15 protein-coding genes are annotated in these 17,852 nt (G+C 70.4%); 7 read left to right on the top strand and 8 right to left on the bottom strand.

Annotated features, from left to right (window positions below; genetic code table 11):
• Positions 1–9 precede the first annotated feature (9 nt).
• The 5 genes from ACIBQ1_RS48330 to ACIBQ1_RS48350 form a co-directional block, all read right to left on the bottom strand.
• Complete coding sequence (locus ACIBQ1_RS48330; RefSeq protein ID WP_397288360.1) at positions 10–1,962, bottom strand: glycoside hydrolase family 28 protein; 1,953 nt, start codon at positions 1,960–1,962, stop codon at positions 10–12.
• Positions 1,959–3,770: a glycosyl hydrolase family 28 protein gene (locus ACIBQ1_RS48335; protein WP_397288361.1), complete on the bottom strand. Its 1,812-nt coding sequence runs from the start codon at positions 3,768–3,770 to the stop codon at positions 1,959–1,961. Before ACIBQ1_RS48335 ends, ACIBQ1_RS48330 begins: the two co-directional genes overlap by 4 nt.
• Positions 3,767–4,948 (bottom strand): carbohydrate-binding protein, encoded by a 1,182-nt coding sequence (locus ACIBQ1_RS48340; RefSeq protein ID WP_397288363.1) that lies wholly within the window; start codon positions 4,946–4,948, stop codon positions 3,767–3,769. Before ACIBQ1_RS48340 ends, ACIBQ1_RS48335 begins: the two co-directional genes overlap by 4 nt.
• A complete protein-coding gene (locus ACIBQ1_RS48345; protein ID WP_397288365.1) occupies positions 4,945–6,738 on the bottom strand; it encodes a glycosyl hydrolase family 28 protein in 1,794 nt (597 codons plus the stop codon). The genes ACIBQ1_RS48340 and ACIBQ1_RS48345 overlap by 4 nt, the downstream gene beginning before the upstream one ends.
• Positions 6,739–6,804: 66 nt before the next feature.
• On the bottom strand, positions 6,805–9,219 hold the full coding sequence (locus ACIBQ1_RS48350; protein WP_397288367.1) for a PQQ-dependent sugar dehydrogenase: 2,415 nt from the start codon (positions 9,217–9,219) through the stop codon (positions 6,805–6,807).
• Positions 9,220–9,499: 280 nt separating this feature from the next.
• Between ACIBQ1_RS48350 and ACIBQ1_RS48355 the strand changes: the two genes are divergently transcribed.
• From ACIBQ1_RS48355 to ACIBQ1_RS48365, 3 genes are all read left to right on the top strand, one after another.
• A complete protein-coding gene (locus tag ACIBQ1_RS48355) occupies positions 9,500–11,047 on the top strand; it encodes a glycoside hydrolase family 88 protein (protein ID WP_397288369.1) in 1,548 nt (515 codons plus the stop codon).
• A 51-nt stretch (positions 11,048–11,098) separates the two neighbouring features.
• Positions 11,099–11,752 (top strand): C39 family peptidase, encoded by a 654-nt coding sequence (locus ACIBQ1_RS48360; protein WP_397288371.1) that lies wholly within the window; start codon positions 11,099–11,101, stop codon positions 11,750–11,752.
• Positions 11,753–11,899: 147 nt separating this feature from the next.
• Positions 11,900–12,448 (top strand): hypothetical protein, encoded by a 549-nt coding sequence (locus tag ACIBQ1_RS48365; protein ID WP_397288373.1) that lies wholly within the window; start codon positions 11,900–11,902, stop codon positions 12,446–12,448.
• Positions 12,449–12,599: 151 nt separating this feature from the next.
• On the opposite strand, the gene ACIBQ1_RS48370 is transcribed toward ACIBQ1_RS48365, so the two are convergent.
• Positions 12,600–13,382, bottom strand: coding sequence for an ArsR/SmtB family transcription factor (locus ACIBQ1_RS48370; protein ID WP_397288374.1), 783 nt, complete (start codon positions 13,380–13,382; stop codon positions 12,600–12,602).
• 415 nt (positions 13,383–13,797) lie between these two features.
• On the opposite strand from ACIBQ1_RS48370, the gene ACIBQ1_RS48375 reads away from it, so the two are divergent.
• The 4 genes from ACIBQ1_RS48375 to ACIBQ1_RS48390 all read left to right on the top strand — a co-directional run bounded on the left by ACIBQ1_RS48375 (position 13,798) and on the right by ACIBQ1_RS48390 (position 17,076).
• Complete coding sequence (locus ACIBQ1_RS48375; protein WP_397288376.1) at positions 13,798–14,193, top strand: STAS domain-containing protein; 396 nt, start codon at positions 13,798–13,800, stop codon at positions 14,191–14,193.
• A gap of 211 nt (positions 14,194–14,404) precedes the next feature.
• On the top strand, positions 14,405–15,040 hold the full coding sequence (locus tag ACIBQ1_RS48380) for a LysE family translocator (RefSeq protein WP_397288378.1): 636 nt from the start codon (positions 14,405–14,407) through the stop codon (positions 15,038–15,040).
• Positions 15,041–15,361: 321 nt separating this feature from the next.
• Positions 15,362–16,000, top strand: coding sequence for an HNH endonuclease family protein (locus ACIBQ1_RS48385; protein ID WP_397288380.1), 639 nt, complete (start codon positions 15,362–15,364; stop codon positions 15,998–16,000).
• Positions 16,001–16,332: 332 nt separating this feature from the next.
• A complete protein-coding gene (locus ACIBQ1_RS48390) occupies positions 16,333–17,076 on the top strand; it encodes a TetR/AcrR family transcriptional regulator (RefSeq protein WP_397288382.1) in 744 nt (247 codons plus the stop codon).
• On the opposite strand, the gene ACIBQ1_RS48395 is transcribed toward ACIBQ1_RS48390, so the two are convergent.
• Both ACIBQ1_RS48395 and ACIBQ1_RS48400 read right to left on the bottom strand, forming a co-directional pair.
• Complete coding sequence (locus ACIBQ1_RS48395) at positions 17,033–17,581, bottom strand: hypothetical protein (protein WP_397288384.1); 549 nt, start codon at positions 17,579–17,581, stop codon at positions 17,033–17,035. The genes ACIBQ1_RS48390 and ACIBQ1_RS48395 overlap by 44 nt on opposite strands.
• 84 nt (positions 17,582–17,665) lie before the next feature.
• Positions 17,666–17,852: hypothetical protein (locus tag ACIBQ1_RS48400; protein WP_397288386.1), on the bottom strand; the 187-nt coding region annotated here is incomplete at its 5' end.

Below are 17,852 nucleotides of genomic sequence, written 5' to 3' on the forward strand. Positions count from 1 at the left end.
GGTGCTCTCCTAGGATCTGGGGGTGCCAGTGGGGTTGAACGCGGGGTCGCTGGAGATGGCGACCCGGTCGAGGCGGGCGCCGTCCTCGCGGTAGGCGAAGGTGATCGTGCGTGCTCCGGCCGCCAGGTCGTACGTGACGGGCAGCTTGGCCCAGTGCCAGGAGGTGCCGATCGGGACGCTGTTCCAGTTCGTCCACGAGCCGGTGCCCGAGCGCACCCAGAACGAGTCGTCGCCGTCGTTGGCGGCGATCACGCGGGCCCAGACGGCGAATCTGCCGTCGTGCTCGACCGTGAACGGGATCGTCGTCCAGCCGGTGGAGGGCGCGCTCGACTTGCTGTTGTTGCCGGCGGCGACGGTCACGTACGAGCCGCCGGACGCGGCCGTGTCGGCGGCCACCTGCATGGGAGCGGTGACCGTGCCCGCCTCCGCCTCGGCGTACAGGCTCTCCGGGGTGCCGGGGACCGGCGTGGAGTTGGTGGCGCGCACGCGCAGCGCGTCGCCGGAGGTGTTGGCGCTGTCGCGCACGGCGTAGCCGGTGACGCCGCTGAATCCGACGTCGTAGGCGCTGCCGCTGCCGCGCTGCGCGACGACGCCGTTCACCTGCACGTCGGAGGCGTCGTCGGCGATCACGTAGGGCCGGTTGTCGTTGTCGTCGAACCGGGTCTCGCCGTTGAGCGTGATGCCGGCGGCGTGCCTGATCCAGTAGCCGTACGAGGGGCGCGCGCCGTAGTCGCGCGGCGGGTACGTGGTGAGGAACTCGCCGGGCACCCTGCTCGCCTCCGAGGCGGGGTGGCCGCCGGGGACGGTGAGGTCGACGTTCCGGAACGTGATGCCGGGGCCGAGGTCCACGGACGGCGTGCCGGTCAGCGTGCTGGTGTAGTCGGACGCGCCGACCGTGCCGGTGACCACGGGCGCGGTCAGGTCGGTCCCGGTCACGTCGGAGATCGTGATGTTCCGGATCCGTCCGGCGGGGGGCGAGCCGGGGCAGCGCTTCCGCTCACCGATCTTGAAGAAGAACGGCGACGTGGTCTTGGTGAGCGTCACGTTGTCGTAGTGGATGTCCTCGATGATCGCGCCGTCCATGGACACGATGCCGATGCCGGCCTTGCCCGCACCCAGCACGGTGATGTTCTCGAACCGGAAGTCGCGGAAGCTCCCGCAGGTCTCCGAGCCGAACTGGAGCGCGTTGTTCTCGTGCGAGTAGACGGTGGTGTCGCGCACGCGGACGTTCTGGCTGGTGTAGGTGTGGCCGAGCGCGTAGTCGCTCTTGAACACCAGGGCGTCGTCGCTGGCCTCGATGCGGCTGTTGGTGACGGTGACGTTCCAGCTGTTGATCAGGTTGATGCCGTCGCGCACGCCGCTGCTGCTGTGGATCGTCTTGAGGTTGTCGATGGTGATGTCGTGGCAGCCGTTGATCAGGGCGGCGAAGTGGCCGCCGCGCCGGAACGTGACGCCCTCGATGCTGATGTTCGAGCACTCGGTGAGCGTCAGCGCCTTGTCGGCCTGGCCGGAGGACGGGTTGCCGGTGATGAGGTTGCCGTCGCCGTCGATCGTGCCGGTGCCGGTGATGTGGAAGTCGGTGATGCCGCTGCCCCACATGAGCGAGTTGTGGAAGTGGCTGTGGCCGTAGTCCTGGTAGTCGTCGTTGGGGTTGGACTCGGCGGCGTCCATGCCGCTGCTCGCGGCCAGGAGGGTCGCGCCGGAGTCGAGCCGGAGCGTGACGTTCGACTTCAGGTGGATGGTGCGGGCCCGGTAGCGGCCGGAGGGGAAGACGACCGTGCCGCCGGGGGCCGCGCTTGCTGCGTTGATGGCGCGGTCGATGGCGTCGTCGTCGTTGGTCGAGCCGTTGCCGGTGGCGCCGTAGTCGCGCACGTTGAACTCGGCGAGGGCCTGCGCCGGGAGGGGCGCGGCTCCGAGCAGGGCGAGAGCGCATACCAGCAGGGCTCTGGCGAGCGGTTTCATGGCTGGAGCTCCACATAGTCGAGGTTGGGCAGGCCGCCGGCGGTGGTGGCGGTGAGCCGGACGGCGTTGGCCCCGGAGGCGAGGGGCACGGTGGCGGCGGTGGACACCCAGGTGGTCCACGCGCCGGTGCCGGGGGCGTTCACGGCGGATCCGGCGGCGGTGCCGTTGACGGTGACCGCGAACGGCCGGTTGGTGCTCGTGCCGTTGGCGTACCTGATCGTGAGCGCCCGGCTGCCGGCCGCCGCCGCGCTCACCGCGAACTCCACGTACGCGCCGGTCACGTTGTCGGAGTTGACGAACCCCGTGCCGGAGTAGCCGGCGTGGTTCGACTCGGCGGCGCCCTGGGAGATCACGGCGTCCTCGGCCTCGTACCGCGTGCCGGCCGGCGGCTGGGTGGTGGAGATGTCCTTGCCGTTGACGGTCACCCGGGACAGCACGAGGTTGTCGACGTTCGAGGCGGTCGGCGTGGCCGTCGTGATCCCGGTGAACGTGCTGTTGGAGATCGTGACGTTCTTGATGTGGTCGGTCGAGCGGCCGTCCAGGTCGTACGCCTTGGCCGCGCCGTCGATCGTGAGGCCGTCGGCGGTGAGGTTCTGCACGACCGGCGGCAGGGAGCCTGAGGTCTCGTAGTTGAGCGTGACGTAGAGGGCGCTGCGCTCCAGGTCGTGGCCGGTGATGCGGCGCAGGTGCACGCCGTCCACGAAGCCGCCGCGGTTGAAGCTGGTCTTGACGTAGAGGGCGTACTTGACCGGGTAGCGGCCGGGGAAGTCGGGCGCGTTGCACTCGCAGTCCTCGGCGAACACGTCCCGGACCCCGCCGGACATCTCGCTGCCGATGGTCACCCCGCCCCACCGGCCGCTGAACTTGCAGTTCTGGATCACGATGTTCTGCGAGGGGCGGTTCACCCGGCGGCCGTCGCGGTCGCGGCCCGACTTGACGGGAACGCAGTCGTCGTTGGTGTCGAACTCGCAGCCGGTGATCAGCACGTCGGTGCAGGAGTCGGGGTCGCAGCCGTCACCCTGGGAGTTGGTGGAGTAGAAGGTGACGTTCCGGACGGTGACGTTGGTGCAGTAGACCGGGTGCAGGGTCCACATCGCCGGGTTGCGCAGGTTGACGCCCTCGACCAGGACCGCCGTGCAGTTGTAGAGGCCGATCAGGTTGGGCCGCAGCTTGTGGCCGCTGCCGAACTGGCGCTGCGCCACCGGGTGGTCGTTCGCGCCCCAGGACCTGAGCTGGTCGCGGTCCGCGCCGCCGCTCCCCCACGACGACCAGTCGCCGGCGGGCGCGTTGCCGTCGATCGTGCCGGTGCCCGTGATGGCGACGTTGGTCTGGCCGTTGGCGTAGATGAAGGGCGAGTAGTTGTAGCACTCGATGCCCTCCCAGCGGGTCAGCACCGTCGGCAGGTAGGAGCCGGGGTCCGTGCGGAACCTGATGGTGCCGCTCACCTGGAGGTTGACGTTCGACAGCAGGTGGATCTTGCCCGTGCGGAACGTTCCCGCCGGCACCACCACGCGCCCGCCGCCGGCCGCGTTGCACGCGGCGATGGCGTCGCGGAACGCGGCCGTGCAGTCGGTGGAGTTGTCTGGCTTGGCGCCGTAATCGGTGATCGGGAACGTGCGGTCGGGGAAGGCCGGCGGCACGATCCTGGCCAGGATCTCGGGCACCCGATCCCACGGCGAGGCAGCGGCGGCAACCCCGGTGACAGGGCCGGCCGGCCCGGCGGCGGCGCGGGCCGTGCCGGTGCCCGCCAGGAGGACGCCGCCCGCCACGCCGCCGGCTTTGAGCAGGTCACGCCGGGAGATCGTCATTGGACCACCTCTAAGTAGTCGAGGTTCGGGCAGCCGCCCGCGGTGGCGGCGGTGAGGCGGACGGTGTTGGACCCGGCGGCGAGGTCGGCGACCACGCTGCGGGAGGCCCAGGTGGTCCAGGCGCCGGTGCCGGGGAAGGACAGGCCGGAGGCCACGACGCGGCCGTTGACGGCCACGTCCACGGGGCGGTCGGCGCCGGTGCCGTTGGCGTACCGGACGGTCAGCGTGGCGGAACCGGCCGCGGCGGCGTCGTGCCGCCACTCGACATACGCGCCCGCCACGTTGTCGGAGTTGACGAACCCGGTGCCGGAGAACCCCGCGTGGTTCGACTCGACGACGCCCTGCGAGATCGTCGCGCTCTCCGCCTCCAGCCGGGTGGCGGTGGCCTGCACCTGCTTGTAGGCGCGCATGTCGCGGAGCAGCAGGTAGCAGTTCTGCAGGGAGCCGGAGGTGTCGCCGAGCGAGCGGTAGATGCCCCACTTGGGGCGGACCCGGTCGCCGAGGAAGGTGTCGCCGGTCCTGGTGGCGTCCACAAGGGTGACGCCGCCGCTGCGCAGCACCCAGCGCACCGAGCCCGAGCTGCCGTCGCCGATCTTGATCTCGTACTCGGCGTCGATCCACTTGTCGTGCAGCGGCTCGAGCTCGGTGCGCCCCACCAGGGTGTCGGACTCGAAGATCTTGTGTTCGATGGTCTGGACGCCGTTCACGCGGCGCAGCGACGTGACGGTGATCGGGCTGGTGCCGGTGCCCGGCATCTTGGTCTGGCTGATGTGGGTGAAGGTCGTCGTGGCCTTCAGCGAGCTCGGGATGTACATGGAGTACGTGACGCGCCAGGTCTCCCCGGTCAGCCAGCGCAGGTAGCCGTCCGGGTTCCGGTTGCCGGTGACCTCCTGGCGCTGCCGGTCCGTCGACGTGTCGCGGTCGACCGTGTGCATGTTGAAGCGGAAGGCGTCGCCCTCGACGTAGATGTGGGGCTGCCCGGCCGGGTGCGAGTCGGCGCGGTCGTCCTCGAGCGTCTCGAACGCGCGCAGCCCGACGGCGGCCGGGTCGGGCGCCCACATGAGCTTCCAGGCCGGGGCGACGGCCGAGGTGGCGGCCCAGACGGGCCTGGGGGGCAGGGCGGGGGCCAGGAACGCGGCCCCGACCAGGGCGCCGAGCTGACGGCGGGTGACACTCACTGGACCTCCAGGTAGTCGAGGTTGGGGCCGCCGTTGGCGGTGGTCGCGGTCGCTCTGACGGTGTTGGCGCCGGCGACCACCTGGGCGGAGACCGTGGTGGACTGCCAGGTGGTCCAGGCGCCCGTGCCGTTGAAGGGTTTGGCCGCGGCGACGACCGTGCCGTTGACCGCGATGTCCATCGCCCGGTTGGCCGTGGTGCCGTTGGCGTAGCGGAGGGTGAGCGTCGCCGTCCCCGCCGCGGCGGCGTTCACCGCGAACTCCACGTACGAGCCGGCCGCGTTGTCGTAGTTCACGAACCCGGTGCCGGAGAACCCGGCGTGGTTGGACTCGACGGCGCCCTGCGAGATCGTCGCGTTCTCGGCCTCGTACCGGTTGCCCGGCGGGGAGCCCCCGTACAGGACGCCGTTGACGCGGACGTCGCGCAGCACGACGTTGTCGGCGTTGGAGAGTTGGGGGGCCGGCGTGTCGATCCGCGTGAAGGTGCTGTTGGCGATCGTCACGTTCCGGATGTGGCTGGCGGCGGAGCCCGACAGCTTGATCGCGAACGGCGAGTCGTCGATGTTCAGCCCGTCCACGGTGATGTTCTGGATGACCGGGTTGACGATCGGGCCGTTGCCGGGGCCGGTCAGGCTGTAGTTCATGTCGATGTAGAAGCCGCCCCGGTCGCACGGGCCGCCCGTCAGGTTGCGGACGTGCACGCCGTCCACCGTCCCGCCGCGCCGGTTGTTGGTCTTCAGGTAGAGGGCGTAGAAGGAGTGGTAGCCGGCGCCGGCGAGGATGCGGTTGTTCTCGGCGAAGACGTTGCGGACGCCGCCGGACATCTCGCTGCCGACCGTGATCGCGCCCCAGCGGCCGTAGTAGGCGTTGTCGCGGATGACGATGTCGGTGGACGGCACACCCACGCGGCGGCCGTCGGTGTCGCGGCCCGACTTGATGACGGTGCCGTCGTCGCCGGTGTCGAACGTGCAGCCCTCGATGAGCACGTCCGACGAGGACTCGGGGTCGACGCCGTCCACCATCGCGCCCCGGCTGTAGATCTTGACCCGCCTGACCGTGACATTCCTGGACAGGACGGGGTGGATGGTCCACATCGCGGGGTTCCTGATGTCCAGGTCCTCGACGAGGATGTTCCGGCAGCCGTAGAACTGGATCATGTTCGGCTTGAGGTAGTGGCCGTCGCCGAACTGGCGCTGCTCGACCGGCACGCCGTCCACGGCCTGCTGCTGCAGCCGGTCCCAGTCGGGTCCGCGCCGGTCGTCGAAGTCGAACCAGGGCCCGGCCGCCGCGTTCCCGTCGATCGTGCCGGTGCCGGTCAGGGCGAGGTCGGTCTGGTTCCTGGCGTAGATGAAGGGCGAGTAGTTGAAGCACTCGATCCCCTGCCAGCGGGTGAAGACCGTCGGCAGGTACGAGCCCGCGTCCGACCTGAACCGGATCGTGCCGCCCGCCTCGACGTGCAGCCGCACGCCGGACAGCAGGTGGATCTTGCCGGTGCGGAACTTGCCGGTGCCGGGCACGAGCACCGTGCCGCCGCCCGCCGCGTTGCAGGCCGCGATGGCGGAACGGAAGGCGGCCGTGCAGTCGGTGGAGTTGTCCGGCTTGGCACCGTAATCGGTGATCGGGAACGTGCGGTCGGGGAAGGTGGGCGGCACGATCCTGGCCAGGATCGCGGGCACCTGGTCCCAGGAGGAGTCGAGCGTCTGGGCCGTGGCGGGCGCCGGCGGCAGCACGGCGCCCGCCTGCACGGGGACGAGCAGCGCTCCTTTGAGCACGGCCCTTCTGGAGGGAGGCATCGGAGGCTCCGGGGGGTGGATCCGGCGACCGCGCGATGGCGCGGCCGCCGGCGATGAGGGGGGTGACTACTGGATGTTGGAGCGGCGGATGGTGTCGGCCGAGCCGTCGCCGTTGTTGTCGGAGTTGGTGGAGCCGAACCAGATGGCGTTGGCGCCGGGCACCTTCTCGACCGCGCGGAGCCGGCCGTACGTGCCGTTGAAGTACGAGTTGACCGTCGAGACGTTCTCGCCGTTCAGCACGATGCGCCACAGCCGCTCGCCGCGCAGTGCGGCCATGAAGACCGTGTTGTTGACGATGGCGATGCCGCTCGGTGAGGCCTCGGAGACGCTCCAGGTGTACTTCGGGTTCGTCATGCCGGAGGTGCTGCAGGTGCCCTCGCAGGTGGGCCAGCCGTAGTTCTTGCCCGGCTGGATGAGGTTGAGCTCGTCACGCGAGGAGTTGCCCAGCTCCGACGACCACAGCCGGCCGGCCGAGTCCCAGGCCAGGCCCTGCGGGTTGCGGTGGCCGTAGCTGTAGACGCGGGTGCCGAACGGGTTGCCGGGCGCGGCGGCGCCGGTCTTGGTGATGCGCAGGATCTTGCCGTTGAGCGAGTCGAGGTCGGGCGCGTTGCTCGACGACTGCGCGTCGCCGGTGCTGACGTACAGGTAGCCGTCGGGGCCGAACCTGATGCGCCCGCCGTTGTGGTACCGGTTCTTGTCGATGCCCTGCAAGATGCCGGCGTAGCCGCTGAGCGCGGTGCCGTTGAAGTTCATCTTCGCGACCCGGTTGCCCTCGGAGGCGGTGTGCATGAAGAACACCTCCTGGTCGCTCGTGCCGTTCCAGGTGGGCGAGAAGTCCAGGCCCATCAGGCCGCCCTCGCCGCCGGTGGTCTGCGCGTTGGGCACGGTGCCGACCTGCGTCTTGGTGCCCGACGGGGTCACCTTGAACACCTTGAACGTGTCGCGCTCGGTCACCAGCGCGTACGAGCCGTCGGGTGCCCAGGAGATGTCCCACGGCACGTCCCAGCCGCCGGCGATGCTGGTCGGCGTCTGCGGCACGGTGCCGCAGCTCCCCGTGGTGAACGACGCGGACGGCGCGCTCGGCGTGGAGAGCTGGTTGGCCGTGTCCCGCGCGACCACGTGCACCTGGTACGTGTGCGCGCACTCGAGCGGCACGCTGGCCGTCGTGGCCGGCGGGGTGCCGGTCACCGTGGCGAGCACGGCGTTGGTGGCGTTGTCGCGCACCAGGTAGGCCCGCACGCCGTTGTCGTCGGTGGAGGCGCTCCAGGTCACGGTCGCCGAGGCGGCCTGCACGCCGCTGACGGTGGGCTGCCCCGGCTGCGACGGCGGGTCGTCGGCGGGCGCGGGCTGCGTCTGGCAGGTCACTTCCGGGCTGCTCAGCGACACGTTCCCGGAGGCGTCACGCGCGAACACCGACAGCTGGTAGGTGAAGTTCGGGTTGAGCCCGGTCAGCCGGTACGGCGGCGCGGGGGCGGTCGCGATCTGCTGGCCCAGGTAGTAGATGTCGTAGGCCGCCACGCCGATGTTGTCGGTGGACGGCGGCCAGGCCAGGGTCAGGGCGTTGTGCGTGATGTCGGAGCACGACGGCTGGCCCGGCGAGGTCGGCTTCTCGGTGTCGCCGGGGCCGGTGACCCGCAGCCGGTCGAGGTTCGGGCCGCCGTTGGCGGTGGTGGCCGTGGCCTTGACCGTGTTGGCGCCCGCGTTCAGCGGCGCGTCGACGGTGATCTCCTGCCAGGTCGTCCAGGCGCCGGTGCCGGGGAAGGACCGGGCGGTGGCGACCGCGGTGCCGTTGACGGTGATGGTCATCGGCCGGTCGGTGGTGGTGCCGTTGGCGAAGCGGAAGGTCAGGCTCTGCGTGCCGGCGGCCGCCGCGCTGACGGCGAACTCGACGGAGGAGCCGGTGACGTTGTCGTAGTTGACGAAGCCCGAGCCGGTGAACCCGGCGTGGTTCGACTCCACGACGCCCTGCGAGATCGTCGCGGACTCCGCCTGGTAGTCGGTGAAGTTCGACGACTGGACCTCGGCGTCGAGGTAGTCCCAGTTCGGGTTGCCGCCCGAACCGGCGGCGGTGGCCCTGATCGTGTTCGTGCCCGCGGTGACCTGGGCGGTCAGCGTGATCGTGGTCCACGTGGTCCAGGCGCCGGTGGCGGGGAAGGACCGGGCGGCGGCGACGGTCGTGCCGTTGACCGCGATGTCGCTGGGCCGGTCGGCGCCGGTGCCGTTGGCGTAGCGGAAGGCCAGCGTGGCCGTGCCCGCGGCCGGGGCGTTGATCGTCCATTCGGTGGAGGAACCGGCGACGTTGTCGCCGTTGACGAAGCCGGTGCCGGAGTAGCCGGCGTGGTTGGACTCGACGGCCCCTTGGGAGATCGTCGCGTTCTCGGCTTCGTACCGGGTGGGCGCCGCGTCCGCAGGAAGGGCCGGGGCCGTTCCCAGGGCGAGTAAGCAGGCGATGACGCAGGCCCGGGACTTGCTGAAGTTCATCGGGCGCTCCTGGCTGAGAGTGATGCCTGGTGTAAGGAAGGGGAGCTTTCCAAACGTTTGCCATAAACCGCTATGTCCGTCAATAGTTGGAACGGTCCATTGCTTAGGAAAGTTTCCTAACTTTGTTGCATCGATACATCGGATGACATCGACCGGTAGACAGGGCGGCGCGCCGGGATGTATGCCTGAAGTGCGCAAGGAGATCGGAGCCATGCGGCGACGATCGTGCAGGACCGCACCGGCGGCACGGCATCACAGCTCGTCAGACCCGGAGTGATACATGGGACGTCTTCGCGCAATCACCGCCGCAGCACTCGGCGGACTGTTATTCCTGCAACCGGTTGCCGTCAGCTCGGCCGCGGCGGCCACCCTCTACGAGGCCGAGGACGGGACGATCTCGCAGGGCGCCGTCGAGTCGAACCACGCCGGGTTCACCGGCGCCGGCTTCGTCAACTACGACAACCTCGCCGGCTCCTCCGTCGAGTTCGCCGTCAGCGCCTCCGCCGCCGGCCCCCAGAGCCTGACCTTCCGCTACGCCAACGGCACGGGCGCCGACCGGCCCATGACCGTCGCCGCCGGCGGCACGAGCACGACCCTGTCCTTCCCCGGCACCGGCTCCTGGACCTCCTGGCGGACCGCGAGCGTACGGGTCACGCTGGCGGCGGGCGCGAACGCGGTCAGGGCCACGGCCACCACCGCCAACGGCGGCCCGAACCTCGACTCGCTGAGCGTGGACTCCTCGACGGGCACCGACTGGTCCAGGGCGATGGTCGACTCGACGATGGCCCGCTTCTCCCCCGGCACGCTCGGCGGCTGGAGCTACCCGCAGGGCCTCTACCTGTGGGGCCAGTACCTCGTCTACCAGCGCACGGGTGAGCCCCGCTACCTGCAGTACATCAAGGACTGGGCCGACCGGTTCGTGGACTCCTCCGGCGGCATCTCCCAGAGCTTCGGCAACCTCGACAGCATGCAGGCGGGCAACGTCCTGCTCGCCCTCTACCGGGAGACCGGGCAGGCCCGCTACCGCACGGCCGCGGCCAAGATCAGGACCCGGCTGAACACGTACCCGCGCACCTCCGACGGCGGCTGGTGGCACTCCACCTCCGCCTCCCGCGAGGGCCAGCTCTGGGGCGACGGCGTCTACATGGCCGACCCGTTCCTCGCCCGGTACGGCGCCTGGGTGGCGGGCGACTCCTTCACCGGCACCGAGCCTGCCAAGCAGCTCGAGATCTACTGGAGCCACCTGCGCCGCACGTCGGGCCAGGCCGCCGGGCTGCTCTACCACGCCTACGACGAGCCGGGCGGCCCGACCGCGTCCTGGGTCAAACCCGCGCTGGGCAACACGAACGGGATCTCCTGGTGCCGGGCGATGGGCTGGTTCGGGATGGCCGTGACCGACATCCTCGAACTGATCCCGGCCGACCATCCGCGCCGGGCGGCGCTGATCGACATCCTGCGCGAGCTCGTGCCCGCGTACGCCCGCTGGCAGGACCCGGCCACGGGCCGCTGGTGGCAGGTGGTCACCGAGCCGTCGAACCCGTCGAACTGGACGGAGACGTCGTGCTCGGCGATGTACACGTACACGATCTCGCGGGCCGTCGAGCGCGGGTACGTGGACGCCTCCTACCGCGCGAACGCGGACCGCGGCTACCAGGGGGTGCTGGCCCAGGTGTCGCTCGGCTCCGACGGGCGGACGAACCTCGTCGGCGTCAGCGAGGGCACCAACGCCGGCGACTCGCTCAGCTACTACTTCGGGCGCGCCCGGCCGGTCAACGACTTCCACGGGCTGGGGGCGTTCCTCATCATGAACGAGCAGCTGAGCCGCTGAGGTGTGTATTTTGGTCACTTCCGTATCGCCTGCAACACGGAGAGAGACCGCGTGCGTTCCGCAAGACTCGTCCTCGGCGCCGCCCTCGCCGCCTGCGTCCTGCCCATCGCCGCTCCGCCCGCCGCGGCGGTTCCGCCCACCGCCCGGCTGCTCGTCCCCGCAGGCACGGGCTCGGTGGGCATCAAGGGGCAGGCGCAGCGGACGAGCTACTACTGCGCCCCGGCCTCCGCCTCGATCGTGCTGCGCGCGTTCGGCGTCAAGCGCGGCCAGGACCAGCTGGCCGAGGAGATGAAGACGAGCGCCGCGGCCCGCTCGACCAAGCGGGAGGACGTGGTGGCCGTCCTCAACGCGTACGTCGGGCCGAAGGGCTACCGGTTCCGGCTCGCGTACGCGAAGGACGATCCCGCCGCGCTGATGGCGCAGGTCTCCCAGGCGGTCGGCGTGCTCGGGAGGCCCACGATCGTCGCGGTCCTCGGCAACCGGTTGCCCTGGAGCAGGAAGAAGCGCGACTTCGGGCACGCCATCGTCGCCTACGGCTACGACACCGCGAAGGGCACGATCACCGTCTGGGACCCGAACCCGCGCCGGGGCGCCACGGGCACCCACGTGATCCCCGCCAAGGACCTCGCCGCCGTCGTCTTCGACCTCCCCGGCAAGGGGCTCGGCGGGATGTTCGAGCTGTCCAAGCCGCTCCCGTCGCGGTGACGACCGCCCCCTACGATGCCAGGCCGGCCGGCAACCCTTAGACGTTACTCGAAATGGACGAGGCGCCTACGCAGCACGCTGTTAGCTGGCCGGGCATCGCCACCCATTCGGAGGGAAACAGCTTTCATGGCAATATCGTTCGGCCGGATGACCCGTCCCGTCGGCCTCGGGCTCGCCGTGGCGCTCGGCGCCACGCTGTCCTTCGGGGTCGCCGCGCAGGCGTCCGCCGCCACGGCGTCGGCCCAGAGCGTCGCCGAGCAGCGGGTGAAGGTCTACGAGCTGATGACGAAGGACGGCGGGTTCTTCTACACCAGCAACGAGGCGGAGAAGCAGACCGCGATCACCAAGCACGGCTGGTCGGTCACCCAGACCCCGCTCTACTACATCTCGCGCGCCCCCTTCGCGGGCGGCAAGCCGCTCTTCCGGCTGCGCTGGGAGAACAAGGCCTCCTACATCGTCACCGGCTCCGTCACCGAGCGGGAGTCGCTCGTGTCCTCGGGCAAGTTCCGCTACGAGGGCATCCTCGGGTACGCGCCCGCCGCGGCCTCCCCCGGGAAGACGGTGAAGATCTTCCGCCTGTCGAACAACAACAAGTGGCGCCTGGCCATCGACTCGCACACCGACAAGATCCTGGCCAACGAGCCGGGCTGGAACCTCGACGGCCCGCTGTTCAACCAGTTCACCACGGCCGGCTGAGCACTTCGAGCTCGTCGAACGGGGCGCGCCCGACCGCGGGCGCCCCCGTTTCCTGAACGGCGACCCTGATCGCGAGCGCGCCCGAGTCCTGAACGGCGACCCTGATCGCAGGCGGGCCCGTTTCCTGAACGGCGGCCGCCGCACCTTCAGCTCAGCGAAGGCACAGCTCCAGCAGCGCCCCCGCCCGAGGCGTGCGGTCGATCCACACCTCGCGGCCCCGGCGCTCGCGGGCGACGAGCCGCGCCGCGACCAGCCGGTCGCAGTGGAACGTGAGGCTGCTGGGCGGGATGTTCATGCCGCCGGCCAGCCTGGTCATGGTCATGGGCCGGTCGAGCGCACGCAGCAGCTCCGCCCGCACCGGTCCCAGCAGCTCCGAGAGGTCGTCGCTGTCCGTACGCCACAGCCTTCCCGCCGTGGGCACCGGATACCCGATCCACACCGCCTCCGGGTCGTCCAGCCCGACGATCAGCGCGTCCTTGCCCGCCAGCATCGGCACGAGCACCAGCGACCGGTCCCCCAGCTCGTGGACACCGGCCGCGACCCCCTCGATGACCAGGCCTTTCGCGTCGCGGACGAGCCGCCCGGCGAGCGAGCCGAGCAGCGCGTCGGCGCCGCCGCGCACGCTCGCGACGCCCACCCGCGCGACCTCCCGGTCGAGGAGCGGGCGCGCCCTTCTCCACAACGGCTCGGCGGTGGCCCACACGTCGGCCAGCGCGCCGGCGTACCCGCGCAACCAGCGATCGGGCCGGTCGGCGGCGGCGTGCCAGTGCGCGGGCAGCGGCCCGAACGCCTGCTCCAGATCCTTGAGCAGGAGGTCGGGCGGCATGTCACGCAGGCGGTCGATCTGCTCCTGAACGGAGACGTCATCGACCGGGGCCCGGGGCACGACGCTGTCCGGCACCACCGAGTGGCCGGGCGCGCCCAGCGGCCGCACCGCCTCCTTCGACCGCCAGCCTGCCCGCGCCTGAATCGTCCGTCGCCACGATTGGGGCAGACCGCGATATCGGCCCGCGAGCGCATCCGTGATCATGGCGAGCGCGGTCAAACTCGGGGAGAGCGACACCGAAATTCGCGGCGTCGCGGATATTCGTATTTCTGTCCGTTCTCGCGTGCTGAATATGTCCGACCGCCAATCACTCGTCCCGTACGTTCCACTGTGCCGGGCCGGTCTTGCACGGATCGTGTGGGTTCTTTGAATCCCCTGCTCACCTCGGGAATGCCGGGCGGGGATCGCCGGCCGGGAAGAAGTAAGTGCTGATGTCTAGGCGAAAGGCGGGCGCCCGGATATGGTGCGATACGGGCAAGCCATAACAGTGCATCGTCTCCGGATTCCGATCGGTGGGCACCGCATGCCGGATCTGACGTTCGCCATTCAGAGATTGCCGGGCGTGAGCGTGATCTCGGTGGCCGGCGAAGTCGACGTCGCCACCGCCGGGCAGCTCGATCGACATATCCGCGACAGCAGGCGGCAGCCCGGCGAGCACGTGGTGATCGACCTCAGCGAGGCGCAGTTCATGGGCAGCGCGGGCCTTCGCGTCCTGCTCAACACCCATGCCTTCGCCCGCCAGCACGGCGGCGGCCTGCACCTGGCCGCCCCGGATCCGAAGCTGGCACGGATCATGGAGCTCACGTGGGCGCACACGGTCCTGCACGTGCACGGCACAGTGGAAGAGGCCGTACTCGCCGCCCTGAGCGGCACGTCCCGCGAATCACTCGGCTCCGTCGACGCCGGCGGCCCCTGCTGAGCCTGAAGAGGCGGGGCACTTCCCTCCGAAACGCTCCGGCCGCACTCGGTCAAGACGGAGCAGCGGTTCCAGACCCCCCGCACCCAGCCGCAAGCCGCCCCACCCGAACCACCGGCCCAAAGCCGACCACTCTCCTGGAGGACGACTGAGCCAGTCCTCCTGATCGCTCTCCGGGGCAAGCTCTGGCGTGGACATTTGGGATGATTTACTCATGCCGATCGACTCACACCTGCTGGTGCTCTTCACTCTGACCACGATCGTCGCCATGATCACTCCCGGGCCCGACATGCTGTTCATCCTGGGCTGCGGGATGCGCGGCGGTCCGCGTGCCGGTCTGCTGGCCACGGCAGGGGTGGCCACGAGCGAGGCCGTCCACGTCGCCGTGGCGGCCGCGGGACTGGCGGCTCTCTTCGAGGCGGTGCCGGTGGCCTTCACCGTGGTACGGATCGTCGGAGCCGCGTACTTGATCTATCTCGGCGTGCAGATGCTCCGTAACCGCAAGGGGGTCGAGAGCGAGATGCCCGTGGAGAGCGGGGGTGGGATGTCGGGCCGCCGGGCGTTCGCCAGCGGGCTGCTGACCAACCTGCTGAACCCGAAGATGGTCACCTTCACCATCGCCTTCCTCCCCCAGTTCATCAACCCGCAACTGGGCCAGGTGTGGCTGCAGTTCGCCATCCTCGGGGCCATTCTCATCGCGCTGGAGTTCGTGGTGGACGGCGCGGTCGGGGTGCTCGCCGGGCGGATCGGCGGCTGGCTGCGCCACAGGGCCGCCGCCCGCCGCCGCGTGGACGTCGCCACGGGTGGCATCTTCATCGGCCTGGGGGTGCGACTGGCCGTCGAGCGGTGAGCCCACGGAGCGGAGCGGCACCGCATGTCGGTGCGAGGCGGACACCCGCTGGTTTGCGTGCGGGCGGCCGTTCGGGATGGTGACGGCCGCCGTTTCGGGGGGCGCGTGACGGGGCGATGAACGTCATTCCAACGTTGACGGACGCGTCAATGGCCGCATGACTGCTCATGTCAGGAATCGCCCGACACCTCCCTGCGAGCTCAGCAAACCTGGCCATATATGGACTAATGCGGACAATGACACGGTCGAGGTGCCCGCCCTCCTCGCCCCTGACCGGCGCCTGTGGCCGGCCGAGGACGGCGGCAGAAGGGCCGACCCCTCATGCACCGCGACCGCGTGTTACCTGCCGCCCTCACCGTTGCCTGCGCCGCCGCGCTGACCCTCACGGTGGCCACCCAACCCGCCGCCGCGATCCCCCCGAACATCCCCTCCGCCGGCACCGCCGCCACCCGCCTCGCCCAGCTCACGGTGGCGGCCGAATCTCACGGCAGCACGTACGACCGCGACCTGTTCCCGCACTGGATCACGATCAGCGGCTCCTGCAACACCCGCGAGGAAGTGCTCAAGCGCGACGGCACCAATGTCGTGACCAACTCCTCCTGCGCCGCCACCTCCGGCTCCTGGTACAGCCCGTACGACGGCGCGACCTGGACCGCCGCCTCCGACGTCGACATCGACCACATGGTCGCGCTCGCCGAGGCCTGGGCCTCGGGCGCGTGGGCGTGGACGACCTCCCGCCGCCAGCAGTTCGCCAACGACCTGGGCGGCCCCCAGCTGTGGGCCGTCACGGACAACGTCAACCAGTCCAAGTCGGACCAGGACCCGGCCGAGTGGCAGCCGCCCCGCACCGCCGAACGTTGCCGGTACGCCCGCGCCTGGATCCAGGTCAAGTGGTACTGGGGGCTGAGCACCGACAGCTCGGAGAAGGCGGCGCTGGGCGACATGCTCACCTCCTGCTGACACCGCCGCTCTGCCGGAGGCGCATGGTGCTCGCGCGCTCTCACGTCTCCGTCCGATCCGCACCCCACCTCACGGACCTCTCGTCGGCCGCCCTCCACGGCTGGCAGGCGAGAGGTCCGGCGGCGGGTCAGGTGCCGGCGGGTCAGGTGCTGATGCTCCCAGCGGCGGCCACCCGAGTGGCGATGTCCCAGATGGCGATGTCCCAGATGGCCACAGCCCGGAGGTGGAAACCCGGAGGCGACCACTCTGAGCGAATGGCTCGGGAGACGGTGGCTCGGGAGGCGGCAGGTCGGGCAGCGGAAGGGCAGGGGGGTGGGCGGTAGGTTGGGGGCATGCCGCGTGACACCCTGACCCGGGACCAGATCGTCCGGGCCGCCGTCTCGGTGCTGGACGCCGAAGGCGTGGACGGGCTGAACATGCGGCGCCTGGGCAGCCGGCTGGGGGCGGCGGCCACGGCGATGTACTGGCACGTCAAGAGCAAGGACGAGCTGGTCGTGCTGGCCGCCGACCACGTGTGGGACGAGATCGAGCTGCCCGACCTCGCCGAGGTCGGCTGGCGGGAGGCCGCGGCGGCGCTGGCCGCCGGTGCGCACGGCATGCTGGGCCGCCACTTCTGGATGCTCCCGGCCATGAGCACCCACCTCATCCACGGCCCCAACAAGGCCCGCTACGACGACCGCTGCCTGGCCGTCTACGAGACCGCCGGGTTCAGCGGGCCGGACGCGGACCAGGCGGCGGCGACCGTGCTCATGTTCGTCATCGGCGCCGCCCAGGGCGAGGCGGCGGAGCTGGCGTGGCGGGCCCGGCTGCGCAGGGCCGGAGCGGACGAGGAGCAGCAGCTGCGCGAGACCATCGCGCGCATCAGCGAGATCGCCGAGCAGTTCCCCCGGTTGCGGGCGCGCACCACGCCGTCGATGGAGGCCGCCCCTTCCCTGCCGAACGAGGACTCGTTCGAGTTCGGGCTGCGCACGATCCTCGACGGGCTGGAGGCGCGGCTGGTGGCGGCTGACGCGGCTGACGCGGCTAACGCGGCTAATGGACGTACGCGCTCGCGGCCGGAGTCGCCAGCAGGATGATGACGGCCAGCGAGCCCACGGTCGTCAGCACGAACCGGATCACGATCAGCGGGCGCGCGATCGCGGGGAACGCCTCCGCCGCCGCGCGCACCACCTCTCTCCCGTCGAGCTCCCGCACGCCCGGCTCCTCGGACCTCTTGAAGGCCGCCTCGACGTAGCGGGCCGCGAAGACCTGACCGCCGGTGACGAACCCGCCCGCGGTCATGAGGACCGCGGCGGCGATCCACGACAGGATCCGGCCGGTCCCGCTCCCCGCGAGGCCGAGTGAGGCCAGCGTCGCCAGGGCGGCGGAGATGGCGAGGGGGAACAGCAGCTCCACGACGCTCTCCGCGAACTTGACCCCGTGCCGGGCGAGCACGCCGGCCGGCAGACCCTGCCGGGTCACGACCGCTTCGGCGGCGCGCTGGGCCCGCTCTCCGTGGGTGTGGACGATGACGGACATGACGAAGAACAGCACCGCGAGCGCGTACTGCAGCGTGGACGCGATGACGACGGAAACCGGCATGGGACCCTCCCGGGGACGACTTGCACAATGTTCAAGTCTGACGGTAGGCGCGACTTGAACATTGTGCAAGTACTGTCCGGAGAGTCAGCGGTAGGCGGTGGCCTGGAGGGTGTAGAGGTCGGCGTAGAGGCCGTTGAGGGCCATCAGGGTGTGGTGGTCGCCCTGTTCGGTGATCTTGCCGTGGTCGAGGACGTAGATGCGGTCGGCGTAGCGGACGCTGGCCAGGCGGTGGGTGATGAGCAGGACGGTGCGGCCGTCGGAGTGGTGGCGG

Origin of the sequence: Nonomuraea sp. NPDC050153 (assembly GCF_044460125.1) — a bacterium.
Classification (GTDB): domain Bacteria; phylum Actinomycetota; class Actinomycetes; order Streptosporangiales; family Streptosporangiaceae; genus Nonomuraea.